Here is a 23,476-nt window from a genome sequence, read left to right on the forward strand (position 1 = left end):
CGGTGGGCGGCACGACCGCCGTCCGCGACGAGCGAGGCCTCCTCGACCGCTTCGCCCCGGGCGTCCTGCCCCCGCTCCTGGTGCAGGAGTACATCCCCAGGGAGTGGGCGGAGGACTGGATCACCCACCTGTACTGCGGGGGCGGGGGCGAGCCGCGGGTCGCGTTCACCGGTCTGAAGCTGCGGTCCTGGCCGCCGTACGCCGGGGTGACGACGCGGGCCGTGGCGCTGGCCAACCCCGCCCTCGCCGAGCTGGCCGCCGACCTCTGCCGCCGGATCGGCTACAGCGGCGCGGCGGACCTCGACTGGCGCTACGACCGTCGTGACGAGCGCTACAAGCTGGTCGACTTCAACCCGCGGACCGGCGCCCAGTTCCGGCTGTTCGAGAACGTCGACGGCGTGGACGTCGTACGGGCCATGCACCTCGACCTGACGGGCCGTGACGTGCCTTCCGGCCCGCAGGCCGAGGGGCGGGTGTTCGTGGCGGGACAGCTCGACCTGCCGTCGGTGGCGGCGTGGCTGCGCGAGGAGCGCGGGCTCCCGCCCGGCCTGCTGCCGAGGCCGGAGACCGAGCGCGCCTGGCTCAGCGCCGAGGACCCGCTGCCGGCCGCGGCCGAGGCGGTCCGGTTCCTCGGCGCCGTCGCCCGACGCGTCGGCCGGGCCGTGCGGGGGCCGGGCGGCGCGCGAAGGGCGTAATGCCCTTGTTAGGGTGAAATGTACGCACGCGTTCGATGGTGCGACGGCTCGACGGTTCGCCGGGAGGACCTGTGGACACCGCGTTCCCCCGGGCCGTACCGGGGGAGCGGCCCGGCACCGGACGACAGGGATGGAGCAGTCTCCTTCCCCTCGATCCGAGCCCCCTGCTGACCAGGCCGTCCGACCTGGTGCGGGCCCGACGGCTGGCCGGTCTGCTGCGCGGCGAGCACGTCCGCTTCCGCGATCTGCACCGGCTGGAACGGACCGTCTCCGACCTGCTGGTCTTCCGCCTGGAGGACCACGCCGCGGAACCGCTCGTGATCAAGCATCCGCGCAGTCGCCGCGCGGCCGGATCCCTCACCCACGGGTGTGAGGCGCTCCGCGAACTGGCCGAGGACGACCGGGTCGGCGAGTGGCGCCGACTGCTGCCGTCGGCCGAGGAGCTGCGGTACGACGGCCGGCTGCTGCTCGTCGCGGAGCGCTGCCTGCCGGGTGTCGAGGGAGACGCACTGCTCCGCCGCGCACCCGGCCGGGCCTGGCCCCTGGCCGTCGCGGCACTGGCCGCCGTCGCCGCCCTGCACCGGGCGACCGGCCGCCCGGAGCGTGCCGAGCGCAGGACCGCCGACTGGGTGGACACCCGCCTCGCGGTCCTGGCCGATCAGATCCCCTGGTGCGGCGGGCCCCGCGGCACGGCCGCCGTACGCGCCCTGCGGGAACGCCTCGACGACGGTCTGGCCGGCCGCACCCTGACCGCCGCCCGGACCCACGGCGACTACCACCCGGGGAACATCCTCGTGAACGAGGCGAGCGGAACCCTGTCGGGGGTGATCGACTGGGCGGACTCACTGCCCGACGGGCCGTGCGCCGTCGACTCCTATCTGTTCGTCCTCACCCTGAGGCGACAGCGCGAGCGGCGGGAACTGGGACAGATCGTGGCCGACACCGTGCGCCGCGGCGGCCTGCTGCCCGAGGACCGCGCCCTGCTCGGCCACGCCGACGTCCCGCCCCCGGGAGAGGAGCCCGACGAGGCCCTGCTGCCGCTGCTCACCTGGCTGTGGCACGTGGCCGGGAACGCGGCCAAGTCCGCCCGCTACGGACGCAGCCGGCGCTGGGTGACCGGCAACGTGGTGCCGGTCCTCACCGAGGTGGCGCGGCGATGACCAGGGTGGAGGTACGCCGATGACCAGGGTGGAGGTACGCCGATGAGCACGGTGGAGGTACGCCGATGACCACGGTGGAGGTACTCGCGCAGACCACCGCGTCGGGCCCGGTGCGGGTGACGTCGCCGGCGCCACGTGAGGTCTGGTGGCGGCTGGCCGAGGAGGACGGGGCCACCCTGGTGACCCAGACGCCGTCGTGGCTCGACTCCGTCTGCGCGACGGGACCGTTCGAGGACTCCAGCCGGTTGTACTCCTTCGGCGGCGGCCGCAGTCTCGTCGTCCCCCTGGTCCGACGGCGCCGGTTGCCGGGGCGTCTGACCACCGAGGAGTCCTGGCCGTCGGGCTGGGGGATCGGCGGACCCCTGGCGTCCCCGGGCACCCCGGGCGAGGAGGAGGCATCGGTCGTCTTCCGTGATCTGGCCCGGCGCCCGGCGCTGCGGGTCGGCGTGCGGTTCGGCCCGGACGCCGACCCCGTGTGGGCGTCCGCCGCGCCGCCCGACTTCGACGCCGAGACCCTGACGACCCACGTGCTGGACCTGAGCGGCGGCTTCGGCGCCGTCTGGGACAACCGCTTCCACGGGCGGGCCAGGCGGGAGGCGCGCAAGGCGGAGCGGTCGTCGGTCGAGGTGGAGGTCGACCGCGGGGGCCGGCTGGTGGAGGAGTTCTACGGACTGTACGAGACGTCCATGCTGCGGTGGGCCCGGCAGCAGCACGAACCGAGGGCGCTCGCCCGCCTGCGCCGTTCCCGCGCGTTTCCGCGGCGGTACCTGGAGGCGGTGGCCGACCGGTTCGGCACCTCGTGCGCCATCTACCTCGCCCGGGTCGGCGGGGAGCCGGCCGCGGGTGTGGTGGTCGTGTCGTACGGGGACCGGGCCAAGAACTGGCGCGGCGCCATGGACCGGGACCTGGCTCATCCGGTGCACGCGAACTCCCTGCTCCAACGGCTCGCGATCGAGGACGCGTGCACCGAGGGCCGTACGGCCTACGTCATGGGCGACTCCCGCCCGGGATCCTCGCTCGCCTTCTTCAAGGAGGGGTTCGGGGCCGAGGGCCGCCCCTCGCTCCGCTACCGCCGCGAGCGACTTCCCCTCACGGAGGCGGACCGCCTCATGAGGACGACGGCCAAACGGCTGCTGCGCTTCCGGGACGCCTGAGTGAGCCGCGCCCAGGCCTGGCATTTCCCGGCCGGATAGGCTCTCTGTCGTGGAGTCGCAGGAGATGAAGAGTCGTCAGCCCTGGGTGGTGGGGGTTTCCGGGGCGTCGGGTACGCCGTACGCGGCCGCCGTGCTGCGGGGCCTCCTCGCCGCCGGGGAGAGCGTCGACCTCGTCGTGTCGCGGGCCTCGCGGCTCACGCTGCTCGACGAGACGGGCATCTCCTTCCGCGACGCGCACTGGCGCGAGGACCTGGCGGCCTGGCTGGCGCGGGGCGCGGACGGGAAGCCGGACACCTTCGACGTGTCGGACGCCCTCGGTGACGTGCGGTACTGGGCGGCCGGCGATCTGGCCGCGGGGCCGTCCTCGGGGTCGTACCCGGCGAAGGGGATGCTGGTCGTGCCGGCCTCGACCGCGGCGGTGGCGGGAGTGGCACTGGGGCTTTCGAAGGACCTGCTCCAGCGGACCGCGAGCGTGACGCTGAAGGAGCGGCGGCCGCTGGTCGTCGCCGTGCGGGAGACCCCGCTGAACGGGCAGACGCTCAGGCACATGGTGGCGCTGGACGAGGCGGGAGCCGTGGTGCTGCCCGCCTCTCCGGCGTTCTACGCGGGGGCGACGCACATCCAGGATCTGGTGGACTTCGTCGCCGGACGGGTGCTCGACGCGGCAGGGGTGCCGCATCGGCTGTACCGCCGGTGGGAGGGAGAGCTCGGTGGAGCGACCCCCCGGTCGGATTAGCGCTTCTTGGCGTGCTTCTTCTCGGCACGCTGCGAGGCGGCGGTCGGCTGGTGGGCACGCGAGCGGTTGGCCAGGTCCTGCAGCTCGCGCATGCGTGCGTAGGCCATCTCGATCGTGTACACGGTGAACACCACTCCTGAAAGATCGTCTTTGATCAGTTGAAAGATTCACAGGGCGTCTCCCCTGTGTACCTTAGATTCTATACCTAAACTCGCGGTATCGCTGGACAATGGAAGGCTTCATACCTATGGACGCCGTGGACAGGCAGCTCATCCAGGCTCTGCGCGAGAACGGTCGTGCCTCGTACGCCGAGCTCGGCCGGCTCGTCGGGCTCTCCGGCCCCTCCGTCACCGACCGCATCAACCGTCTTGAGGCGGCCGGAGTCATCACCGGCTACCGCGCCACCGTCGACGCCGCCTCGCTCGGCCTCGGCGTCACCGCCCTCATCGGCATCTCCCTCTCCGACGCCGCCGACCACGAGGACGTGGCCCGCCGGCTCAAGGACCTCGCCGAGATCGAGGACTGCTGGTTCATCGCCGGCGACGACTCGTTCATGCTCAAGGTGCGCGTCAGCGACGTCGACGGGCTGGAGAAGACGATCCGCCGGCTCAGCGGCACCAAGGGCGTCTCCCGCACCCGTACGACGATCGTGCTCTCCACGAAGTGGGAGAACCGGGTCGGAGAGCTGCCCGAGGAAGGCTGACGGATCGGCTGAGAGTACGGTGAACGACGCAGCAGAAGCAGTAGAAGAAGTCTGATTTCGGAGAAAAGGGAGACGCCCGGAGATGACTGCATCCATCAAAGATGTAGGGCTCAAGCGCGAGCTGGAGCAGAAGGTCCGGGACGGTGAGCGGCTGAGCCGTGAGGACGGCATCGCCCTGTACGAGTCCGACGACCTCGCCTGGCTCGGCGGTCTGGCCCACGAGGTCCGGACCCGCAAGAACGGCGACGTGGTGCACTTCAATGTCAACCGGCATCTGAACATGACCAACGTCTGCACCGCCTCCTGCGCCTACTGCTCGTTCCAGCGCAAGCCGGGCGAGAAGGACGCGTACACCATGCGCATCGAGGAGGCCGTGCGCCTCGCGAAGGCGATGGAGAACGAGAACCTCACCGAGCTGCACATCGTCAACGGGCTGCACCCCAACCTGCCCTGGCGGTACTACCCGCGCTCCCTCTCCGAGCTCAAGAAGGCCCTGCCGAACGTCTCCCTCAAGGCGTTCACCGCCACCGAGATCCACCACTTCGAGACCATCTCGGGCATGTCCGCCTCCGACATCCTCGACGAGCTCATCGAGGCCGGTCTGGAGTCCCTGACCGGCGGCGGCGCCGAGATCTTCGACTGGGAGGTCCGCCAGCACATCGTGGACCACCGCACCCACTGGGAGGACTGGTCCCGGATCCACCGCCTCGCGCACGAGAAGGGGCTCAAGACCCCCAGCACCATGCTGTACGGGCACATCGAGGAGCCCCGTCACCGCGTGGACCACGTGCTGCGGCTGCGTGAGCTCCAGGACGAGACCGGCGGCTTCCAGGTCTTCATCCCGCTGCGCTACCAGCACGACTTCGTCGACATGCAGGACGGCAAGGTCCGCAACAAGCTCCAGGCGCGCACCACCATGGCGACCGGCGCCGAGGCGCTGAAGACCTTCGCGGTCTCCCGGCTCCTCTTCGACAACGTGCCGCACGTCAAGGTCTTCTGGGTCATGCACGGTGTCCAGACCGCTCAGCTCGCGCTCCAGCACGGCGCCGACGACATGGACGGCTCGGTCGTCGAGTACAAGATCACGCACGACGCCGACAACTACGGCACGCCGAACAAGCTGGGCCGCGAGGACCTCCTGGAGCTGATCCGCGACGCCGGCTTCCGCCCGGTCGAGCGGAACACCCGGTACGAGATCATCCGCGAGTACCCGGGCCCGGACGCGGAGCGGCGCGAGACGCCGCAGGCGATGCGGTTCTGAGTACGGGCGGCGGAAGGGCCGGTGGGGACTCCCACCGGCCCTTCTCTCATCCCGCCGTGTGGTCCACCGGGATCCACAGCTCAGCCCGTGCGGTCTTCCAGTCCTCCGACGGCCGGACGCTCATGATCTCGGGGCCCGGCCTGATCGCGTACGGGTTGGACGGGAACCACTGGGTGAAGATGTCCCGCCACAGGTACTGCACGGCCTCCGGCAACGGGCCCTCGTTCTCGAAGACCGCCCAGGTGCCGGCCGGCACGTCGAGCACCTCGAACTCCGCCGGCACCGCGGCGTCGCTCACCACCCCGTGCCAGTAGTCCAGCCGGGCGCCCTCCTCCCGGCTGTCGCTCAGGTGCACGACCGCCGAGACGACCCCCCGGGGCTCCTGGTCCGAGAGCCGCCCGAGCCGCTCGATCGTCTCCTGTCCGAGGGAGCGGATGTGCGCGGCGATCGCCGGGTTCTCCCCCTCGTGGACCAGGGGGACGCGGGCCTTCCGCCCGACGACCCGGAGGTCCTTCTTCTCCACGACCCTGTACCGCATGCTGCTGTTCCCTTCGACGACGAGCCGGAAGGACATCCGCGGCTGGGCGTTGAGCGCGGCCCCCGTGCGGCGGGCCTCGCCGGGGCCCACCCCGTGCACCGCGCGGAACGCGCGGGCGAAGGCCTCCCCGGAGCCGTAACCGTGGCGCACCGCGATCTCCAGGAGCGTCCGGTCCCCGGCGAGCACCTCGGCGCCCGCGACGGTGAGCCGCCGGCGCCGTACGTACTCGGACAGGGGCATGCCGGCGAGCGCCGAGAACATGCGCCGGAAGTGGTGCTCCGAGGTCGTCGCGATCCGGGCGAGTGCGGCCGGGTCGAGGTCGCCGTGGACCTCGGTGACGAGGTGCTCCTCGATGTGGTCGAGTGCCTGGTTGAGCCGCTCCAGCACGTGGTCCGTCCTTCCCTTTCCTTGTCCTCACCGTAGGAAGAGGTCAGGAGCCCGGACCCGACATCCCGTGTCCCGTCCGGTCAGGTCAGCGGCAGCAGCATGATGATGTCGTCGCGGTCGTCTCCGGGGGCGACCCGGATCGCGTCCGGGACGCGGCCGACCTCCTTGTACCCGCACTTGGCGTAGAAGCCGTCGACGCCGGTGCCACCGCGGCAGGACAGCCGCACGGCCTCGATGTCCTCGAAGCCCTCGGCGGTACGGGCGGTGTGCTCGACCGCCGCCATGAGGTCGCGTCCGTATCCCCTGCCCTGGTACCGGGGGTCGACCATCACCGTGTAGAGCCACACCCAGTGCTGCATCAGGGGGTGGGTGTTGAAGGTGAAGAACGCGGTGGCGGCGACCGCGCCGTTCTCGTCGCGGCCGACGAGCAGCCGCGTACCGCCCTCGCTCATCGAGACGAGGTGCTTCAGCAGCGAGGGGCGGATCTCGTCGGGCGTGACGGGCGGGACGAAGCCGACCGCGCCGTCGGCGTTGGAGACGTCCGCCCAGAGGGAGAGCACGCCGTCGCGCAGGGCGGGGTCGATCGCCGGATCCACCTCGAAGGTAAGGGTCATGAGCTGAGCTTAGCCATTACTCGCAGGGGGCTCAAGGGGGATCTCCGGGGTACGCGAGAGGCCCGGCCCCGGGGCGCCCCAGGGGCCGTGCTTCACTGGAGGGGCTCTTGTCCCGTATGGGACCTTGGGAACTTTTCGGAACGTCGGAACGGAAGAGTGGGCTGACATGCTCCGCTACACGCTGATGCGTCTCGGCATCTTCGCCGGATGCTTCCTCGCCCTGTGGGGTCTCGTCTACATCGAGGTGCTGCCGCGCGGCCTCGGTGACTCGAACCTGCTCTGGGTCCTCGTCCTCGCCATCGTCATCTCCGCCCCGCTCAGCTTCGTCCTGCTGCGCAAGGTGCGCGACGAGGCGAGCGCCGAGGTCGTGGCGAAGGTCGACCGCGCGAAGGACCGTCTGGCGGCGAACCGGTCCCTGGAGGACTAGCACCGGCGTCTGGGGGACCGGCGCCTGGGGGACCGGCATCGGTTCCTGGGGGACCGGCACCGGCCCTTGGAGGGTCGGCCGACCCCGCACGCGGCCCGTAAAGGCCGCGTAAGCTTGCTCACAGATCATCCGCCCCCGGCGGGAGCTTCCAAGGCTTCCGCCTGGGGCGTTCTGCGTTTCGGAGGTGAAAGGGGTGTTCGCGTACCCCAAAGAAGGGCTTTGAGGTTCTCAAAGTTCAAGTGTTAACGTGTTCGACATGACGACAGCTGTGCGCCCCTCTCATGCCGCGAGCACCCCGCTCGTGGCGCGCCTGCACGTCGATCTGTGCCGCTGTATGTCCGCGGTCTGTTGCCGCGGGGTCTGACCCGGCATCATGCAGCGGCCCGCGTGAAAACGCGTGTGTGCCGCACCCCCGTCCCGTATTGCCCGATACGCACCTGTGGAGTGTGTCTGTGTCCGCGTCCGCGACCACACCCGAGAAGCAGTCCTCCGCTTCCTCGCGCATACCGAAGATTCCCTTCTGGGCCCAGATCGTCGCCGGTCTGGTCCTCGGCGCCCTGCTCGGCTGGATCGCCCGCAGCCAGGACGTCTCCTGGCTGAAGGAGACCCTCGGCCAGGTCGGCGACATCTTCGTCCAGCTCCTGAAGCTGGCCGTGGCCCCCCTCGTCTTCTTCGCGATCCTGGTCTCGATCACCAACCTGCGGAAGGTGAACAACGCCGCCAGGCTCGCCACCCGCACCCTGCTCTGGTTCATGATCACCTCGCTGATCGCGGTGGCCATCGGCCTCGCCATCGGCCTGATCACCAACCCGGGCGCCGGCACCGGCCTCACCCCGCAGGACGGCAAGCTGCCGAAGCGCGAAGGCTCCTGGATCGACTTCCTGACCGGCATCATCCCGACGGACGTCATCACGCCGTTCACCGAGCTGAACGTCCTTCAGATCGTCTTCATGGCCGCAGTCGCCGGTATCGCCGCCCTCAAGCTCGGCGACAAGGCCAAGCCGATCCTCACGCTCTCCGAGTCGGTCCTGGAGCTCCTCCAGAAGGCCCTGTGGTGGGTCATCCGCCTCGCCCCGCTCGGCACCGTCGGCCTCATCGGCTTCGCCATCGCCGACTACGGCTGGGACCTGATCGGCAAGTACGCGACCTTCACCGCCGACGTCTACATCGGCTGCGCCCTGGTCATGTTCGGCGTGTACCCGCTGCTGCTCGCGACGGTCGCCAAGGTCAACCCGATCCAGTTCTACAAGGGCGCCTGGCCGGCCATCCAGCTGGCCTTCGTCTCCCGCTCCTCGGTCGGCACGATGCCGGTCACCCAGAAGGTCACCGAGCGCCTCGGCGTCCCGAAGGAGTACGCCTCCTTCGCCGTCCCGTTCGGCGCGACGACCAAGATGGACGGCTGCGCCGCGATCTACCCGGCGCTCGCCGCGATCTTCATCGCGCAGATCTTCGACGTGCAGCTCGGCATCGGTGACTACCTCCTGATCGCCTTCGTCTCGGTCATCGGCTCGGCGGCCACCGCCGGCCTGACAGGCGCGACGGTCATGCTGACCCTCACCCTCTCCACCCTGGGCCTCCCCCTGGAGGGCGTCGGCCTCCTCATGGCGATCGACCCGATCCTGGACATGATCAGGACGGCGACCAACGTCGCCGGCCAGGCGCTCGTCCCGGTGATCGTCTCCGCCCGCGAGAAGATCCTCGACCTCACGGCGTACGGGAACGCCTCGGCGTCCCCGATCGACGACCTGGTCGACACCCGCGAAACCCAGGAGAAGGTCGCGGTCGCGGCCTGACCCCCGTCGCACACGAGACACCCTCCGTGCCCCCTGCCCCCGTCCGGGCAGGGGGCACGTAGGCTTTCGGCGGGGCAGCCAGTGGATCTTGGGAGCAGGGGTGGGCCGCCATGGCCGGTGGAGCCAAGGCGCGGCGGTTGCCGCGGGCCGTACGGGAGCGGCAGATGGTGGACGCGGCCGTGCGGTGCTTCGCGCGGAACGGGTACCAGGCGGCTTCCATGGACGAGATCGCCGAGTCGGCCGGGGTGTCGAAGCCGCTCGTCTATCTGTATCTGAACTCCAAGGAGGAGCTCTTCACCGCGGTGATCCGGCGGGAGGCGCGGGCCTTGCTCGGGGCCGTGGCCGAGGCGGTCGTCGACCGGAGTGCGCCGCCCGACGAGCGGTTGTGGGCGGGGCTGACGGCCTTCTTCACCTTCGCCGCCGAACATCCGGACTCCTGGGCGGTGCTGAGCCGGCAGGCGCGGACGCAGGGGGAGCCGTTCGCCGGGGAGGCGGCGCGGATGCGGGACGAGATCACGGCGTTCGTCGCGGGGCTGATCGGTGAGGCGGCGCCGGTCGGTGCCGGGATCACCGGGCGGGACGTCGACGCGCTCGCGCAGGCGCTCGTCGGGTCCGCCGAGTCGCTGGCGAGCTGGGCCAACGAGACTCCGGGGGTGACGGCGAGGGAGGCGGCCGCGACGCTGATGAACTTCGCCTGGTCCGGTCTGGGGAACCTCATGAAAAGCGAGCGCTGGTCTCCCCGTTGACGCTTACCTCGCAGTAAGGTTACCGGCTAGTCAAGGCAGTTGCAGGGCATGCAACGTACCGGCGTACGGCGGTGGTTCGCCGTCGCGCGGGAGCAGTTCATCGACGCACGACCTCAGTTCATCGCGCAGACCGAGGAGCCGCACGTGTCCGTCGTCACCGCACTGTCCGAGAGCGAACCGGTCGAGCCGCACAAGACCCTGGTGGACGGGGTGGTCCGCGAGGTCTCCGTGCCCGCGCTCGTCCCCGTGATCCGCCGCGGCTCGCTCGCCGACCTGCCGTACGACAACGCCCGTCAGGACCCCGGGGCGGTGCTCTTCTCCCGCAAGGGGCCGGACGGCGAGTGGACCGACGTCACCGCCTCCGCCTTCGCCGCCCAGGTCCACTCCGTCGCCAGGGGACTCATCGCGCACGGCCTGCGGCCCGGTGACCGGCTCGCCCTCATGGCGCGGACCACCTACGAGTGGACGCTGCTCGACTTCGCCGCCTGGGCCGCCGGGCTCGTCACCGTCCCCGTCTACCCGACCTCCTCCGCGTTCCAGACCCGCTGGATCCTCCAGGACTCCGGCGCCGCCGCCTGTGTCGTCGAGGACCCGGCCCAGGCCCGGCTCGTCTCCGCCGAGCGGCGGCAGCTGCCCGGCCTCGCCCATCTCTGGGTCCTGGACGCCGGTGCCGTCGACCAGCTCCGTACGGCGGGCTCCCGGGTCGCCGACGAGGCCGTCACCGCCCGGCGCGGACTGCTCACCCCGGAGACCCTGGCCACCCTCATCTACACCTCGGGCACCACCGGCCGCCCCAAGGGCTGCGCGCTCACCCACGCCAACTTCTTCGCCGAGGTCGACAACGCCGTCCGGCTCCTCCATCCGGTCTTCGTCTCCGAGCACAAGGACCCGGCCGCCACCCTGCTCTTCCTGCCGCTCTCCCACGTCTTCGGGCGGATGGTGGCCATCGGCTGCGTGCGGGCCCGGGTCCGCGTCGGGCACGCCCCCTCGGTGGAGGGCCAGGAGCTCCTCGACGATCTCGCCGGGTTCCGGCCCACGTTCCTCCTCGCCATCCCGTACGTCCTGGAGAAGGTCTTCAACTCGGCCCGCGCCACCGCCGAACGCGGCGGCAAGGCCGCCTCCTTCGACCGCGCCGCCCGGGTCGCCCGCCGGTACGGCCAGGAGGCCGCCCCCTCGCTCTCGCTGCGGGCCGCGCGGGCGCTGTACGACCCGTTCGTCTACCGGCGCATCCGGGCCGCGCTCGGCGGCCGGGTGAAGTACGTGATCTCCGGCGGCTCCCCGCTCGGCGCGCGGCTCGCCGAGTTCTTCGCCGGGGCGGGCGTGGAGGTCTTCGAGGGGTACGGCCTGACGGAGACCACGGCCGCGTCGACGGTCACCCCGCCCCGGCGGCCCCGTACCGGCACGGTCGGCTGGCCGCTGCCGGGCACGTCGGTCCGGATCGCCGGTGACGGCGAGGTCTGGCTCAAGGGCGGTCACGTCTTCGCCGGGTACTGGGACGCCCAGCGCGGGGCGGCCGTGCCGTACACCGACGACGGCTGGTTCCCCACCGGGGACCTCGGCTCCCTCGACGCCGACGGCTATCTGCGGATCACCGGCCGCAAGAAGGACATCCTCATCACCTCGGCGGGGAAGAACGTCGCTCCGGCCCCGCTGGAGGACTGGCTGCGCGCGCATCCGCTGGTCGCCCAGTGCGTGGTCCTCGGCGACAACCGCCCGTACGTCACGGCTCTGATCACCCTCGACCACGAGGGCCTGACGCACTGGCGGCGGATGCGGCACAAGGACCACCTGGCGCTGTGGGAGCTGATCCGGGACGAGGAGCTGCTCGCCGCCCTCGGGCGGGCGGTGGACGATGCCAACCGGCTCGTCTCGCGGGCGGAGTCGATCCGGGACTTCCGGGTCCTGAACGCCGAGTTCTCGGAGAGCTCCGGCCATCTGACCCCGTCCCTCAAGCTCAAACGGCGGGCGGTGCTGCGGGACTTCGCCCGGGAGATCGAGGAGATGTACGACTCCGGTGACGCGTAGCGGCTACGGCCAGAGGAGTTCGCGGGTCCAGCCCTCGTCCGTGCGGCGGTAGCGGAGGCGCAGGTGGCGGCGTTGTTCGTCGCCCTGGAAGAACTCGACCTCGGTCGGCTCGACGAGGTAGAGCGTCCAGGTGGGGGCGTGGGCGTCCGGTTCCGCCCGTGCCCGGCGCCAGGCCTCGGCGCTCGCCTCCGCGAGGGTCTCCGGGGAGTCGAGCAGCTCGCTCTGCCGGCCGACCAGGGCCGAGGCGAGGGCGCCGGTGGAGCGGGCGTGGAGGTCCTCGTAGGCCTCCTCGGGCGTGCCGGTGGTGACGTGGCCCCGGATCCGGACCTGGCGGCCCTGGACCGGCCAGTAGAAGCCGAGTGCGGCCTCGGGGCGGGCGGCGAGCTGGCGCCCCTTGGCGCTGGTGGCGTGGGAGGCGAAGTGCCAGCCGCGCGCGTCGGCGTCGTGCAGCATCACCGTACGGACGTCGGGCCTGCCGTCCTCGTCCACGGTGGCCAGGGAGAGGGTGTGCGGCTCGGTCTGGCCGGCCGCGACCGCCGCGGTGAACCAGTCGTGGAAGAGGGGGAGCGGCTCGGGCGGGGCGCCCGCCGGGTCGAAGTCGGGCAGCTCGGTGTCCCAGACCTTCAGGGAGCGCAGGGCGTGGTGGAAGTCGGTCATGAGGCCACGGTAGGGCGCGGGGCGGTGGCGCCGGGGGTGTCGGTCGTGATCGGCGTCGGGTGGTCCATCAGCGGGACCGTGTTCGCCGCCGCCTGGATCTCGTCGCGGATCTTCTTCGCGATGAGGTTCTTCCACGGGGTCTTCGGCAGCGTGCGCACCATGAACATCCGCAGCGCGATCTTCCACCTGGAGCCGACGGTCATCTCTTTGACGAAGCCCTCCGCCATCCTCTGGTTCCGCTCCACGCCGGGCCGCATGTGTGCCTCGTAGCGCTCGAAGGCGACACGGTGGTCGCCGCCGGCCCGGGCCAGTTCGCCCGCCAGGACGTACGCGCCGGTGAGGGCGAGTCCGGTGCCCTGGCCGGAGGCGGGGGAGGAGCAGTGGGCGGCGTCGCCGAGGAGGACGACGCGCCCCTTCGACCAGCGGTCCATCTCGATGAGGGAGAGGGAGTCGAAGTAGAGGTCGTCGGCGTCGGCGGCGTGGCCGAGGAGCCGGGGGATCTCCCAGCCGTCGCCGGCGAAGGCCTCGGTGAGGTGGCGCCGCTGGGCGGTGATGTCCCGGTGGTGGTACGGGAGTTCCTCGGGCGAGGAGAAGACGAAGAGGTTCTTCGCCTCGGTCTCGCCGGCCGAGCTGTAGACGCAGACCAGCTTGCCGGGCAGCGCGTGGTACGTCTCCCAGCGGTCGAGGCGCAGGTGGTTGGGGGCGGTGAAGATGGAGACGTACGCGCCGAGGTGGCGCCTGAAGCGGTTCTCCTCGCCGAAGACCAGGCGCCGGGTGTGGGAGTGCAGTCCGTCGGCGCCGACCACCAGGTCGAAGCGGCGGACGGTGCCGCTCTCGAAGGTGACGGTGACGCCGTCGGCGTCCTCGTCGAGGGTGGCGATCGAGTCGTCGAAGAGGTACTCGACGTCGTCGCGGGTCCGCTCGTGGAGGATGCGGGCCAGCTCGCCGCGCATGATCTCGTCGTCCTCCTCGACGCGTCCGCCGAAGATGTCGGCGGACAGTTCGCCGATGGTGCGGCCGCGGTCGTCCACGTAGGAACCACCGCGCATGTCCGTGGAGTGGGCGCGGATCTCGTCGAGGATCCCCATCCGGCGGCAGACCTCGATCGCGGTGCCGCGGATGTCCACCTTGTATCCGCCGGTGCGGAGTTCGGGGGCGCGCTCGACGACGGTGGGGGTGAATCCGTAGCGGTGCAGCCAGAGGGCGAGGGCGGGGCCGGCGACCGAGGCGCCCGAGATGAGGACGGTCTTCGCGGGGGTGTACGGGGAGTGCGCGGTGCTGTTCGCGGTGCTGTTCACGGCAGGACTCCTTGTCGGTGGCTGCGGGCCGTTCCCCTGCCCGCAGACACGACTATACGGATGTCCTACACGACTGTCTATTACGGTTGTATAGATTCCTGGCCGGGGGGTCACGGCCGCCCGAGGACCACCGTCCCCGACGAGCAGAACCAGCCCCCCGTGCCCGACGCCACCGCCACCTCCGGCAGGCTTCCGTCCGGCCGCCGCACCTGGAGCCCCGGCGCCTCCCCGCGCAACTGACGTACCGCCTCCACCAGCAGGAAGAGCCCCCGCATCCCCGGATGGCAGGCCGAGAGCCCGCCGCCGTCCGTGTTCACCGGCAGCCGGTCCTTCTCCTGGACGAACGCCCCTCCCTCGCCCTTCGCGCAGAAGCCCAGGTCCTCCAGGGTCACCAGGGTCATGTAGGTGAAGGCGTCGTAGACCTCGGCGAGGTCCACGTCCGCCGGGGTCACGCCCGCCCGCTCGAAGGCCAGCCGGCCGCTGACCGCCGCCGGGGAGACCGTGAAGTCCTGCCACTCCGACATCGTGGTGTGGGAGACGTGCTCGCCCGTGCCGAGCACCCAGACCGGGGCCGTACGGCAGTCCTGGACGTACTCCTCGGCGACCAGCAGTACCGCGCAGCCGCCGTCGGAGCGCAGGCAGCAGTGCAGCTTGGTGAACGGGTCCGCGATCATCGGCCCGGCCAGGACGTCGTCGACGGTGATCGGGTCGCGGAACATCGCCTCGGGGTTGAGCGCCGCGTTCGCCCGCGCCCGGACGGCCACCTCGGCGAGCTGCTCCAGGGTGGTCCCGTACTCGTGCATGTGACGACGGGCGGCCATCGCGTACTTGGCGATCAGGGTGTGCCCGTACGGCACCTCGAACTGGAGCGGGCCGCGCGAGCCGAACGACAGGTTCGCGGTGCGCCGCCGGGCACGGATGTCGGCGCGCGCGGTGGAGCCGTACACGAGGAGGACCGCGTTGGCGTGACCGGCGGCGATCGCGTCGGCGGCGTGCGCGGCCATGACCTCCCAGGTGGCGCCGCCGACGGCGGTCGAGTCCACCCAGCGGGGCCGGAGCCCGAGGTATTCGGCGACCTCGACCGGGGCGAGGGTGCCGAGGCCCGCCGAGGCGAGCCCGTCGATCAGTGAGCGGTCCAGGCCGCTGTCCGCAAGCGCGCGCCGGGCGGCCTGGGCGTGCAGGGCGTAGGGGGTGGCCTCGTCGACCCGGCCGCAGTCGGCGAGGGCGACGCCGGCGACGGCGACCCGGCGGGGGCCGCGGACGGTGGTGCGTGCGGTGGCGCCCGCGGTGGTCGGCACGGTGGCGGGCGCGTCGGTCGGCGCGGTGGTCGGCGCGGTGGTCGGCACGGTGGTCGGCACGGTGGTCGGCATGAATCTGACGGTACATCAGATTCAGCTGAACGGAACCGGCGAGACTCTGGCAACCGGCCCGGTCCGGGCCTAGCATGACGCACCGTCAGAAACGGAGGGAGCCTCATGGACGCCTCGCTCGCCGTCCCGCTCACCGAGGAGCAGCAGGAGATCCGCCGCACCCTGCGCGACCTGCTCGCCGAACGGGCCGGACCGCAGGAGAACCGCGCCGCCACCGACACCCCCCAGGGATACGACCCCGACCTCTGGGCCCGGATGTCCGGCACCCTCGGCGTCGCCGGGCTCGCCCTCCCCGAGGAGTACGGAGGAGTCGGCTGCGGGCCCGCCGAACTCGCCCTCGCCTGTGAGGAGGCCGGCCGCGCCCTCGCCCCCTCCCCGCTCCTCGCGACCAGCGTCCTCACCGCCCCGCTGCTCGCCGCCCTCGGCACCCCCGCGCAGCGCGCCGCACTCCTCCCCAGGCTCGCCGACGGCAGCCTGACCTGCGCCCTCGCCGTCCCCGGCGGCTCGCTCGCGCTCGCCCTCGGCCTCACCGGCGACAACACCGCCGAGGACTGGTCCGGCGGCGGCCGCGCGGGCGGCGTCCAGGCCCGTGCCGTCGACGGCGGCTGGCGGCTGTACGGCGAGGCCGCCCAGGTCCTCGACGGACACAGCGCCGGACTGCTGCTCGTCGCCGCCCACGCCGGAGGCTTCGCCCGCAGTCGCACCCTGCTCTTCCTCGTACGGGCGGGGTCCCCGGAGGCCCCCGGGCTGGTCCGCACCCGGCAGACCACCCTGGACCGCACCCGGACCCAGGCCACCGTCCAGTTCAGGGACACCGAGGCCGAACTCCTCGGCGAGGAACCGGCCGACGTCCTCGGCGCGCTCGCCGTCACCGGCCGCGACGCCGCCGTCATGCTGGCCGCAGAGGCCGTCGGCGCGGCCCAGGAGGCCCTCGACCGGACCGTCGCCCATGTCGGCGCGCGCGAACAGTTCGGCCGGCCCGTCGGTTCCTTCCAGGCGGTCAAGCACCGCCTCGCCGACCTGTACGTCCAGGTCGAGGCCGCCCGCTCCCTCACCACCTGCGCGGCCAGGGAACCCGGACCCGGGCCCGACAGCGGGCCGCTCGCCCTCGCCCACGCCCTGGAGGCGCTCCGGGCCACCGCGGGCGAGTCCATCCAGCTCCACGGCGGCATCGGCTTCACCTGGGAACACGAGGCGCACCTCTTCTTCAAGCGGGCCGCATCCGACGAACTGCTCTTCGGGCCCGTGCGGCGGCTGCGCGCACGCGCGGCGGAACGGACCGGACTCTTCGGAGAGGTGGCGGCGTAGATGCCCGTAGGACGCACACTGATGCAGAAGATGTCCTCGACCAGGGCCTTCGCCCGGATCGGCCCGCACGTCGTGCCCGCCATGGACAAGGCCGTGCACCGGCTGACCAGGGGAAAGGTGCTGCTCAGCGCCCAGATGCTGCCCGGCGTGGTGCTCACCGCCCGGGGTGCGAGAAGCGGGCTGCCCCGGGTCACCCCGCTCGCCTGCATGCCGGAGCCGGACGGCGGCTGGCTCCTCGTCGGCTCCAACTTCGGCCGCCCCGGACACCCGGCCTGGACGGCGAACCTGCTCGCCCATCCGGACGTCGAGGTGAACTGGAAGGGCGAGGACATCCCCGTACGGGCGCGGCTGCTCGCGGGGGAGGAACGCGCGGAGGCATGGCGGGCGGCGCTCCACTTCTGGCCGCCGTACGCCACGTATCAGGCGCGGATCGAGCGCGAGATCAGACTCTTCCGGCTGAGCAGGCGATGAGTGCGTTCACCGGCGCCACCGCACCGGCCCTCCGCGCCACCGCACCGGCCCTCCGCGCCGCCATGCTGACCCTCCACGCCACCGCACCGGCCCGCCGCGCCGCCTCCTGCGGCGACAACACCGCCCGCGGCCTGTGACGCGGGCGTCGCGGAGCTCGCCCGGACACGGCGACGCCGACGGCGGTCCGTGGGGGCGGGCCGCCGTCGGCGTCGACGACAGGACGGGTGGAGGAGGGAGTGGGGCTACCTGGTCGGCTTCTTGCCGGTGATGCCCAGATGCACCAACAGAGCGAGGTTGGGCTTGAGTTCGGCCTGTTTCACGCCCCAGGTCGTGAAGCCCTTCTGGTGCCCGGCGACCGCGGCCAGCATCGCCACGAGCGAGCCGGCCATGGCGGCGGGGCTGACCTCCTTGTCGACCTTGCCCTTGGCCTGGAGCTCCTTCACCGCGTCCGTGAGGGAGTTGGTGACCGAGTTCAGGATCTTCATGCGGATCTTGTAGAACCGCTTGTCGCCCTCCGCGGCGCCGAGGTCCACGACCCGGAGGATGGCGTCGTGCTTCCGCCAGAAGTCCAGGAAGCCTTCGACGAGTTCCTCGGAGGTCTGCCAGCCGGCCTTGCCGACCCAGGAGCGGCCGGAGACCAGTGCGGTCAACCCGGCACCCTCCTTGGCCATTTCCTCCGCGATCTCGAGAACCGCTCCCTCGACGTCCGGGAAGTACTGATAGAACGTCGCGGGTGAAGTACCCGCCTTCCGGGCCACATCGATGACCTTGACGTCCCGGTAGGGCGAGGAGCTGAGCATCTCACCGAGGCAGTCGAGCAGCTTCTGCCGCGTCGCCTGGCCGCGTCGTCCGGCCACGCGGCCGTCGACGGTGCGTACTTGTCCTGTCATGCCGTCAGCTTACCGAGGGGGTGTCGGCGCGCGATTCGGCCGACTGCAAATGGGGCGCACCCCCAGGTCGCCCGTGTTCTCCGAGGTCGGCACGCGTGTCTCCGTGAGAGGGGCGGCGGAGGGGAGGGGCGGGATCAGGCCACTCGTGACGGGTGGGCGGGGGGACGGCGAGGTCTTCGCGCCCTGACCGGAGGATCCCCGTACCCGAATAGGCTTATGAACAGCCTGTGGACAACTTCGGTGGACAACTCAAGCGCCCCAAGGGTTCCGGGACGACAAATCGCGACTTTGTTCGTATTTCCGGTCGTCGTGGGATGCTGCGGGACGGTTTCCGCCGACCTAGCGTGTGGACATGGCCGTACGTACTGAGGGCACCCCCTGCTGGGTGGACGCGCAGCTCCCCGACCTCGAGGCGGGCAAGCGCTTCTACGGCGAGCTCTTCGGCTGGACCTTCGACCCCGACCGCGACGAGGCCCTCCTCGACGGTCGCCGTGCCGCCGGCCTCCTGCCCAAGCGCGACGGCCGCATGCCCACCACCTGGACCGTCTACCTCGCCACCGAGAACGCCGGCACCCTCGCCGCGCGGATCAGGGCCGCAGGCGGCCAGATGGTCATGGACCCCTACCCCGTCGGCCCCTTCGGTGTCCTCGCGCTCGCCGCCGACCCCGGCGGCGCCGTCTTCGGCCTCCGCCAGTCCGGCGACGACAACGGTTTCGAGGTGACCGGCGAACCGGGCTCCTTCTGCTGGATGGAGGTGTACACACGCCGCCCCGACGCCGTCGACACCTTCTACGCCACCGTCTTCGGCTACCTCGGCCGCCAGGCCGACGCCGACGAGGAGGGCAGGGACGCCGGCTTCGACTACCGCGTCTGGTCGCCCCCCGGCTCCCGGAGCGGCGACGACAGCGCCTTCGGCGGCCGCGCCGTCATCAGCGACGACTTCCCCGCCGAGATGCCGGGACACGTCCTCGTCTACTTCGCCGTCGCCGACTGCGACGAGGCCTGCGAGACCACCGTCCGGCTCGGCGGCCGGGTCGCCACCCCCGCCTTCGACACCCCGCACGGCCGCATCGCCGTCCTCCATGACAACCAGGGCGCGCGCTTCGCGGTCCTCTCGGAGCCGTCCGGCACGACGTGAGGCCTCCCCTCCGGATGGCTTCCATATGACCTGAGACACCCCGATCCGCCCCCGGGTTCGCAACCAGGCCCTCGGACAGGAAGAATCAGGGCCACGGGGCCGTACCCTCATGGCCCGTACGGGGAGGTGGCAGGCAAGTGGAACAGCTGACGCAGCACGACCCGAGACGTATCGGGCCCTTCGAGGTGCTGGGCCGGCTCGGCGCGGGCGGAATGGGCCTGGTCTATCTCGCGCGCTCGGCCTCGGGCCGGCGCGTGGCGATCAAGACCGTGCGCACGGAGCTCGCTGAGGACCAGCTGTTCCGGGTCCGCTTCACCCGTGAGGTGGAGGCCGCGCGGGCGGTCTCCGGCTTCTACACGGCCGCGGTCGTGGACGCCGACCCACGGGCCGCCGTGCCCTGGCTGGCGACCGCGTACGTTCCCGCGCCCTCGCTCGAAGAGATAGTGAACGAGTGCGGACCGCTTCCGGCCCAGGCCGTGCGCTGGCTGGCCGCCGGCGTCGCCGAGGCCCTGCAGTCCATCCACGGCGCGGGCCTGGTCCACCGTGACCTCAAGCCCTCCAACGTCCTCGTCGTCGAGGACGGCCCCCGGGTGATCGACTTCGGCATCGCGTCGGGCGTTTCCAACACGCGCCTGACCATGACCAATGTCGCCGTCGGCACCCCGGCCTACATGTCGCCCGAGCAGGCCCGCGACTCGCGCAGCGTCACCGGCGCGAGCGATGTCTTCTCGCTGGGCTCGATGCTGGTCTTCGCCGCCACCGGCCACGCGCCGTTCCACGGCGCCAACCCGGTCGAGACCGTCTTCATGCTGCTGCGCGAGGGCCCCGACCTGGAGGGGCTGCCCGACGAGCTGCGGCCCCTCATCGACTCCTGCATGCAGATGGACGTCAGCCGCCGGCCCACCCCGGCCGACCTCCAGGCCCAGCTGGCCCCGCATCTCTTCGGTCCCGGCAGCGACGACAGCGGCACGGCCTCGGCCTGGCTGCCGCGCAGCGCCACCGACATGATCGAGACCCGCCGGGGCGGCCGCCCGGCTCCGGCGTCGACCGCGCCGCCGATGCCGCCGCGCCCGCCCCGGCAGCCCGCCGAGCGGGGCGGCGACCCGCGCTTCCCCGAGCCCGCACCCGCCGGGGGCGGTGGCCGGCACGCCGAGCCCGCGCCCGTCGGCGGTGGCCGGCACGCGGGGCCCGCCGAGAGCTCGGGCGGTCCCGTACGCCTCGCGGGCGCGACCGTCCCGATCGGCCCCGGCCCCCGGGTCGCCGACACGCGCGCGGCACTCGCCGTCGGCCGGAGCGCCGACGCGGGCCCGGCGACCGGCTGGATCCGTCCGCCCGGCGGTGGCCCGCACGGCGTGGACCACGGTTCGTACGCCGGGGAGCCCGGCCCGCCGCCCGGCTCCCGCCCGGTCAACGTGCCGCCGCAGGGCTCCGAGCAGGCCGCGCCGGCCGAGCCGGGACCCTGGCGGCCGTGGCGCTTCCGGATGTCGAACGACGTCTGGGGCACCCCGGTCGTGGACGGCGACCTGCTGTACGTGACCTCTTTCGAGGTACACGCCCTGGACACCGGCAGCGGCCGGCGCCAGTTCAAGACCCGGGACGTGGCCTGGTCCATGGCCGTCGCCTCGGGCCGTATCCACGCATCCGACGGGCCCACGCTCTACGCCCTCGACGCGACCGACGGCACCGAGCGCTGGCGGCTGCGGACGGACGCCTGGGTGTACTCGCTCCAGGTGGACCGGGGCACCGTCGTCACCGGTACGCGCGGCGGCGGCGTGCAGGGCTGGGAGGCCTCCAACGGCGCGAAGCTGTGGGAGATCACCGGCGCCCAGACCGACTTCGAGACCCCGGAGGCGGGGCCCGCCGTGCACGGCGACACCGTGTACGTGTGGCGGGACGCCCGGCTCCAGGCCCTCGACGCCCGCACGGGCGCGGAGCGCTGGTCGTACCCGATCGGCGACGCCGCCTCCTGTGCCAACGTGCCCGTCCGGGTGGCCCCGGCCGAGGACGGCTGTGTGTACGTCTCCGCCGGGACCAGGGTCCTGTCGATCGACATCGCCGCGGGTCACGTCCGCTGGCACTTCGAGGCGCCGGCCGTCTTCACCTCCCCGCCGGCGTTCGCGCCGGGCCCGGCGGTCACCGGCGGCGGGGTGTACCTCTCCGACCACCTCGGCACGGTGTACGCCCTCGACGCCACCACCGGTCAGGACCGCTGGCGCATCGCGACCGAACCGCGCCAGTCGACCGAGCCGGTCCTCGTCGCCGACGGCAACATCCACGTCGGCAGCGGCAGCGCGCTCTACACGCTCGACGCGGTCACCGGCACGCCCCGGTGGCGGTTCGCGGCGGGCGGCGAACTGGTCGGCTCGCCCGTCGTCGCCGACGGCCGGGTCCACTTCGGCTCCGCCGACCACGTCCTCTACACCCTGGACGCGACCGGCGGGCAGCTCCGCTGGAAGCTCGCGACCGGCGGCGAGATCACCGGCTCGCCGGTGGTCAGGAACGGGGTCGTGTACGCCTGCAGCAAGGACCGCTGCGTGTACGCGCTCGACGCGGTCAAGGGCACGGCCACGGGCCGGGGGGCCGCCGCCCGGTAGCCGGACCGGCAGGGCGTAGGCCCGGACCGGCGGGTGGTACGACGCACGGACAGGGGCCCGCCCCGAAGCGCTTCAGCTCTTCGGCGGCGGGTTTTCCCGTTCCTGGTCCGGGTTCCAGGTCGGTACGTCGAACGTCTGGGTGGGCGCGTAGGGCGTCGATGCGTCCTCCGGACGGGCGCCGGGCGCCTCCGGGGTGGACGAGTCGTCCGGTGGCGGCCGGTCGAGCGTGGGGTGGGTGTGCCTCGGCGGCCGGTCCACCCGGTGCGGCGGGCGGGACCTGCCCGACATGACGAGCGCGCCGAGCAGCAGCAGGAGCCCGCCGCCGAAGGCGTTCGCGACCCCGTCACCGAGCCCCGCACCGTCGCCGCCCACCGTCAGGCCGCCCTCCGCCTGCCCCACCCGCACCATCCACAGAATGGTGAATCCGAGGACGACGAGCCCGGCGAACGCGACGAGCAGCCGGGAGCGCAGCACCACGCCGACGAGGGTCAGGAGGGCTGCGAAGAGGAACGGCGCCAGGATGGAGCCGATCACCTCGCTCTTGGCGTCGGTGATGCCGGTGAACAGCTCGTCGATGGCGTAATCACGTCCGTGACGGCCGTCGTACCAGGCACGGAAGGGGCTCCAGACGGCGGCCGTCGCTCCGGCGAGAGCCAGCACCGAGCCGGCGATGTTGCGGATCATCGATGCGGCCTCCTCGCGGTCCGGCTCTCGCTCCCGACGCTACGCCCGCTGCGGGGGGCCCGCCACGCGGCCACTTCGCGCCGCTAAAGTGGCGCGAACACGACAGGGAGACGGGGGAGCGGCGATGGTACGCACACGCCTGAAGCTCGCGGCGACGCTCACGGTGGTGGTGCTGGCGCTGACCGGCTTCCACACCGGCCACGGCAGCAGCAGTGGTGGCGGCAGCGGCAAGAGCGGCAAGAGCAAGAGCCGCGGCTCCGACGACGACTCCGGCGGCGGCTGCTCCAGCGACGAGAAGAGCAACGACGACTACAGCGGCTCGGGCGGCAACAGCGCCGCCGACGAGTACACGTACGACCCGACGCCGACGACCTCGCCGACCGCGGCCGTCCACGTCACCACCGTCGACTGCGTGGAGCCCGCGCAGAAGAAGCGCAAGGGCAAGCCGGCCCGCAAGGCGGACACCACGACCACGCTGAGGATCACCTCGGACGCGTGGGAGGAGAAGACGTTCCGGGTCCGCGTGGAGTTCAGGGACGCGGGCTACAAGAAGGTGGACGAGGCCGAGACGACGATCACGGTCGAGCGCAGGGGGACGAAGACCTTCGAGGTGGGGATGGCCCACCCCGGGACCGTCGGCCGGGTGAAGGACTGCGTCGCCTTCGTCGAGGGCGAGGTGCCGGGGGCCACCGCCTCCACCGCCACCCCGTCGGCTACCTCGTCCTGAACCCCGCCCCCCGTCTCCCGAACAGCTCCGCCTGACGGTCCGCCGCGAGGTTGCCCAGGGCGACCAGGTGCGGCGCGTGCGCCAGCGCCTGGGCCCTGGC

24 protein-coding genes and 2 pseudogenes are annotated in these 23,476 nt (G+C 72.1%); 17 read left to right on the forward strand and 9 right to left on the reverse strand.

What is annotated here, in order from left to right; all coding sequences use genetic code 11:
• From AOK00_RS12190 to AOK00_RS12205, 4 genes and pseudogenes are all read left to right on the forward strand, one after another.
• Positions 1 to 695: pseudogene (locus tag AOK00_RS12190) on the forward strand (ATP-grasp domain-containing protein); the annotation flags it as partial.
• A gap of 71 nt (positions 696 to 766) precedes the next feature.
• Positions 767 to 1,855 carry a phosphotransferase gene (locus tag AOK00_RS12195; RefSeq protein WP_055600338.1) on the forward strand — a complete coding sequence of 363 codons (1,089 nt, stop codon included), beginning with the start codon at positions 767 to 769 and terminating at the stop codon, positions 1,853 to 1,855.
• 65 nt (positions 1,856 to 1,920) lie between these two features.
• Entirely contained in the window at positions 1,921 to 3,009 is a 1,089-nt protein-coding gene (locus AOK00_RS12200; protein ID WP_055600339.1) for a GNAT family N-acetyltransferase, read from the forward strand.
• Between the two features lie 64 nt (positions 3,010 to 3,073).
• Positions 3,074 to 3,745 (forward strand): UbiX family flavin prenyltransferase, encoded by a 672-nt coding sequence (locus AOK00_RS12205; RefSeq protein ID WP_055600355.1) that lies wholly within the window; start codon positions 3,074 to 3,076, stop codon positions 3,743 to 3,745.
• On the opposite strand, the gene AOK00_RS39420 is transcribed toward AOK00_RS12205, so the two are convergent.
• Complete coding sequence (locus AOK00_RS39420; protein WP_173861547.1) at positions 3,742 to 3,879, reverse strand: hypothetical protein; 138 nt, start codon at positions 3,877 to 3,879, stop codon at positions 3,742 to 3,744. The genes AOK00_RS12205 and AOK00_RS39420 overlap by 4 nt on opposite strands.
• A 113-nt stretch (positions 3,880 to 3,992) precedes the next feature.
• On the opposite strand from AOK00_RS39420, the gene AOK00_RS12210 reads away from it, so the two are divergent.
• Entirely contained in the window at positions 3,993 to 4,448 is a 456-nt protein-coding gene (locus AOK00_RS12210; protein WP_030324379.1) for an Lrp/AsnC family transcriptional regulator, read from the forward strand.
• 82 nt (positions 4,449 to 4,530) lie between these two features.
• On the forward strand, positions 4,531 to 5,709 hold the full coding sequence (gene mqnE / locus AOK00_RS12215; protein WP_055600340.1) for an aminofutalosine synthase MqnE: 1,179 nt from the start codon (positions 4,531 to 4,533) through the stop codon (positions 5,707 to 5,709).
• 46 nt (positions 5,710 to 5,755) lie between these two features.
• Here mqnE and AOK00_RS12220 read toward each other — a convergent pair whose 3' ends face one another.
• Positions 5,756 to 6,634: an AraC family transcriptional regulator gene (locus AOK00_RS12220; protein WP_055600341.1), complete on the reverse strand. Its 879-nt coding sequence runs from the start codon at positions 6,632 to 6,634 to the stop codon at positions 5,756 to 5,758.
• A gap of 80 nt (positions 6,635 to 6,714) precedes the next feature.
• Positions 6,715 to 7,248, reverse strand: a complete 534-nt coding sequence (locus AOK00_RS12225) for a GNAT family N-acetyltransferase (RefSeq protein WP_055600342.1) — start codon at positions 7,246 to 7,248, stop codon at positions 6,715 to 6,717.
• A 166-nt stretch (positions 7,249 to 7,414) separates the two neighbouring features.
• Here AOK00_RS12225 and AOK00_RS12230 point away from each other — a divergent pair, with 166 nt between their 5' ends.
• The 4 genes from AOK00_RS12230 (at position 7,415) to AOK00_RS12245 (ending at position 12,239) form a co-directional block, all read left to right on the forward strand.
• Positions 7,415 to 7,675 (forward strand): DUF4229 domain-containing protein, encoded by a 261-nt coding sequence (locus tag AOK00_RS12230; RefSeq protein WP_055600343.1) that lies wholly within the window; start codon positions 7,415 to 7,417, stop codon positions 7,673 to 7,675.
• Between the two features lie 452 nt (positions 7,676 to 8,127).
• The gene (locus tag AOK00_RS12235; RefSeq protein WP_055600344.1) at positions 8,128 to 9,468 is read left to right on the forward strand and encodes a dicarboxylate/amino acid:cation symporter; all 1,341 of its coding nucleotides are present in this window, start codon (positions 8,128 to 8,130) and stop codon (positions 9,466 to 9,468) included.
• A 110-nt stretch (positions 9,469 to 9,578) separates the two neighbouring features.
• On the forward strand, positions 9,579 to 10,214 hold the full coding sequence (locus AOK00_RS12240) for a TetR/AcrR family transcriptional regulator (protein WP_055600345.1): 636 nt from the start codon (positions 9,579 to 9,581) through the stop codon (positions 10,212 to 10,214).
• A gap of 144 nt (positions 10,215 to 10,358) precedes the next feature.
• The gene (locus AOK00_RS12245) at positions 10,359 to 12,239 is read left to right on the forward strand and encodes an AMP-dependent synthetase/ligase (protein ID WP_079041958.1); all 1,881 of its coding nucleotides are present in this window, start codon (positions 10,359 to 10,361) and stop codon (positions 12,237 to 12,239) included.
• A 3-nt stretch (positions 12,240 to 12,242) separates the two neighbouring features.
• Here the strand turns inward: AOK00_RS12245 and AOK00_RS12250 are convergent, their stop codons facing one another.
• The 3 genes from AOK00_RS12250 to AOK00_RS12260 all read right to left on the reverse strand — a co-directional run bounded on the left by AOK00_RS12250 (position 12,243) and on the right by AOK00_RS12260 (position 15,564).
• On the reverse strand, positions 12,243 to 12,896 hold the full coding sequence (locus AOK00_RS12250) for a pyridoxine/pyridoxamine 5'-phosphate oxidase (RefSeq protein ID WP_055600346.1): 654 nt from the start codon (positions 12,894 to 12,896) through the stop codon (positions 12,243 to 12,245).
• Positions 12,893 to 14,194: an FAD-dependent monooxygenase gene (locus tag AOK00_RS12255; RefSeq protein WP_055600347.1), complete on the reverse strand. Its 1,302-nt coding sequence runs from the start codon at positions 14,192 to 14,194 to the stop codon at positions 12,893 to 12,895. Before AOK00_RS12255 ends, AOK00_RS12250 begins: the two co-directional genes overlap by 4 nt.
• 110 nt (positions 14,195 to 14,304) lie before the next feature.
• Positions 14,305 to 15,564, reverse strand: coding sequence for a thiolase C-terminal domain-containing protein (locus tag AOK00_RS12260; protein WP_254047342.1), 1,260 nt, complete (start codon positions 15,562 to 15,564; stop codon positions 14,305 to 14,307).
• Here AOK00_RS12260 and AOK00_RS41380 point away from each other — a divergent pair.
• The 4 genes from AOK00_RS41380 to AOK00_RS39025 are packed head-to-tail and all read left to right on the forward strand — an operon-like array spanning position 15,518 to position 17,480.
• The gene (locus tag AOK00_RS41380) at positions 15,518 to 15,637 is read left to right on the forward strand and encodes a hypothetical protein (RefSeq protein ID WP_367870032.1); all 120 of its coding nucleotides are present in this window, start codon (positions 15,518 to 15,520) and stop codon (positions 15,635 to 15,637) included. The two genes, AOK00_RS12260 and AOK00_RS41380, sit on opposite strands and share 47 nt — an antisense overlap.
• A gap of 32 nt (positions 15,638 to 15,669) precedes the next feature.
• Complete coding sequence (locus AOK00_RS12265) at positions 15,670 to 16,872, forward strand: acyl-CoA dehydrogenase family protein (protein WP_055600349.1); 1,203 nt, start codon at positions 15,670 to 15,672, stop codon at positions 16,870 to 16,872.
• Positions 16,873 to 17,343: a nitroreductase family deazaflavin-dependent oxidoreductase gene (locus AOK00_RS12270; protein WP_055600350.1), complete on the forward strand. Its 471-nt coding sequence runs from the start codon at positions 16,873 to 16,875 to the stop codon at positions 17,341 to 17,343.
• Positions 17,340 to 17,480, forward strand: coding sequence for a hypothetical protein (locus tag AOK00_RS39025; protein ID WP_159041751.1), 141 nt, complete (start codon positions 17,340 to 17,342; stop codon positions 17,478 to 17,480). The genes AOK00_RS12270 and AOK00_RS39025 overlap by 4 nt, the downstream gene beginning before the upstream one ends.
• Positions 17,481 to 17,585: 105 nt before the next feature.
• Here the strand turns inward: AOK00_RS39025 and AOK00_RS12275 are convergent, their stop codons facing one another.
• Entirely contained in the window at positions 17,586 to 18,233 is a 648-nt protein-coding gene (locus tag AOK00_RS12275; RefSeq protein WP_055600351.1) for a TetR family transcriptional regulator, read from the reverse strand.
• 352 nt (positions 18,234 to 18,585) lie between these two features.
• Between AOK00_RS12275 and AOK00_RS12280 the strand changes: the two genes are divergently transcribed.
• Positions 18,586 to 19,371, forward strand: coding sequence for a VOC family protein (locus tag AOK00_RS12280; RefSeq protein WP_055600357.1), 786 nt, complete (start codon positions 18,586 to 18,588; stop codon positions 19,369 to 19,371).
• 137 nt (positions 19,372 to 19,508) lie between these two features.
• Positions 19,509 to 21,965 (forward strand): outer membrane protein assembly factor BamB family protein, encoded by a 2,457-nt coding sequence (locus tag AOK00_RS12285; protein ID WP_055600352.1) that lies wholly within the window; start codon positions 19,509 to 19,511, stop codon positions 21,963 to 21,965.
• 72 nt (positions 21,966 to 22,037) lie between these two features.
• Here the strand turns inward: AOK00_RS12285 and AOK00_RS12290 are convergent, their stop codons facing one another.
• Positions 22,038 to 22,649: a hypothetical protein gene (locus tag AOK00_RS12290; RefSeq protein WP_055600353.1), complete on the reverse strand. Its 612-nt coding sequence runs from the start codon at positions 22,647 to 22,649 to the stop codon at positions 22,038 to 22,040.
• Positions 22,650 to 22,773: 124 nt separating this feature from the next.
• On the opposite strand from AOK00_RS12290, the gene AOK00_RS12295 reads away from it, so the two are divergent.
• Positions 22,774 to 23,376, forward strand: coding sequence for a hypothetical protein (locus AOK00_RS12295; protein ID WP_055600354.1), 603 nt, complete (start codon positions 22,774 to 22,776; stop codon positions 23,374 to 23,376).
• Here the strand turns inward: AOK00_RS12295 and AOK00_RS40240 are convergent.
• A pseudogene (locus AOK00_RS40240) lies at positions 23,363 to 23,476 on the reverse strand (enoyl-CoA hydratase/isomerase family protein); the annotation flags it as partial. The gene AOK00_RS12295 and the pseudogene AOK00_RS40240 sit on opposite strands and share 14 nt — an antisense overlap.

Source organism: Streptomyces aureus, from assembly GCF_001418135.1.
GTDB classification, from domain to species: Bacteria; Actinomycetota; Actinomycetes; order Streptomycetales; family Streptomycetaceae; genus Streptomyces; species Streptomyces aureus_A.

What these genes read in the sequence shown, in the direction of transcription:
- AOK00_RS12200 (WP_055600339.1), top strand. Translation starts at nt 1,921, where the DNA reads ATGACCACGGTGGAGGTACTCGCGCAGACCACCGCGTCGGGCCCGGTG.
- AOK00_RS12205 (WP_055600355.1), top strand. Translation starts at nt 3,074, where the DNA reads ATGAAGAGTCGTCAGCCCTGGGTGGTGGGGGTTTCCGGGGCGTCGGGT.
- AOK00_RS12210 (WP_030324379.1), top strand. Translation starts at nt 3,993, where the DNA reads ATGGACGCCGTGGACAGGCAGCTCATCCAGGCTCTGCGCGAGAACGGT.
- mqnE (WP_055600340.1), top strand. Translation starts at nt 4,531, where the DNA reads ATGACTGCATCCATCAAAGATGTAGGGCTCAAGCGCGAGCTGGAGCAG.
- AOK00_RS12225 (WP_055600342.1), bottom strand. Translation starts at nt 7,248, where the DNA reads ATGACCCTTACCTTCGAGGTGGATCCGGCGATCGACCCCGCCCTGCGC.
- AOK00_RS12230 (WP_055600343.1), top strand. Translation starts at nt 7,415, where the DNA reads ATGCTCCGCTACACGCTGATGCGTCTCGGCATCTTCGCCGGATGCTTC.
- AOK00_RS12240 (WP_055600345.1), top strand. Translation starts at nt 9,579, where the DNA reads ATGGCCGGTGGAGCCAAGGCGCGGCGGTTGCCGCGGGCCGTACGGGAG.
- AOK00_RS12250 (WP_055600346.1), bottom strand. Translation starts at nt 12,896, where the DNA reads ATGACCGACTTCCACCACGCCCTGCGCTCCCTGAAGGTCTGGGACACC.
- AOK00_RS12260 (WP_254047342.1), bottom strand. Translation starts at nt 15,564, where the DNA reads ATGCCGACCACCGTGCCGACCACCGTGCCGACCACCGCGCCGACCACC.
- AOK00_RS12265 (WP_055600349.1), top strand. Translation starts at nt 15,670, where the DNA reads ATGGACGCCTCGCTCGCCGTCCCGCTCACCGAGGAGCAGCAGGAGATC.
- AOK00_RS12270 (WP_055600350.1), top strand. Translation starts at nt 16,873, where the DNA reads ATGCCCGTAGGACGCACACTGATGCAGAAGATGTCCTCGACCAGGGCC.
- AOK00_RS39025 (WP_159041751.1), top strand. Translation starts at nt 17,340, where the DNA reads ATGAGTGCGTTCACCGGCGCCACCGCACCGGCCCTCCGCGCCACCGCA.
- AOK00_RS12275 (WP_055600351.1), bottom strand. Translation starts at nt 18,233, where the DNA reads ATGACAGGACAAGTACGCACCGTCGACGGCCGCGTGGCCGGACGACGC.
- AOK00_RS12280 (WP_055600357.1), top strand. Translation starts at nt 18,586, where the DNA reads ATGGCCGTACGTACTGAGGGCACCCCCTGCTGGGTGGACGCGCAGCTC.
- AOK00_RS12290 (WP_055600353.1), bottom strand. Translation starts at nt 22,649, where the DNA reads ATGATCCGCAACATCGCCGGCTCGGTGCTGGCTCTCGCCGGAGCGACG.
- AOK00_RS12295 (WP_055600354.1), top strand. Translation starts at nt 22,774, where the DNA reads ATGGTACGCACACGCCTGAAGCTCGCGGCGACGCTCACGGTGGTGGTG.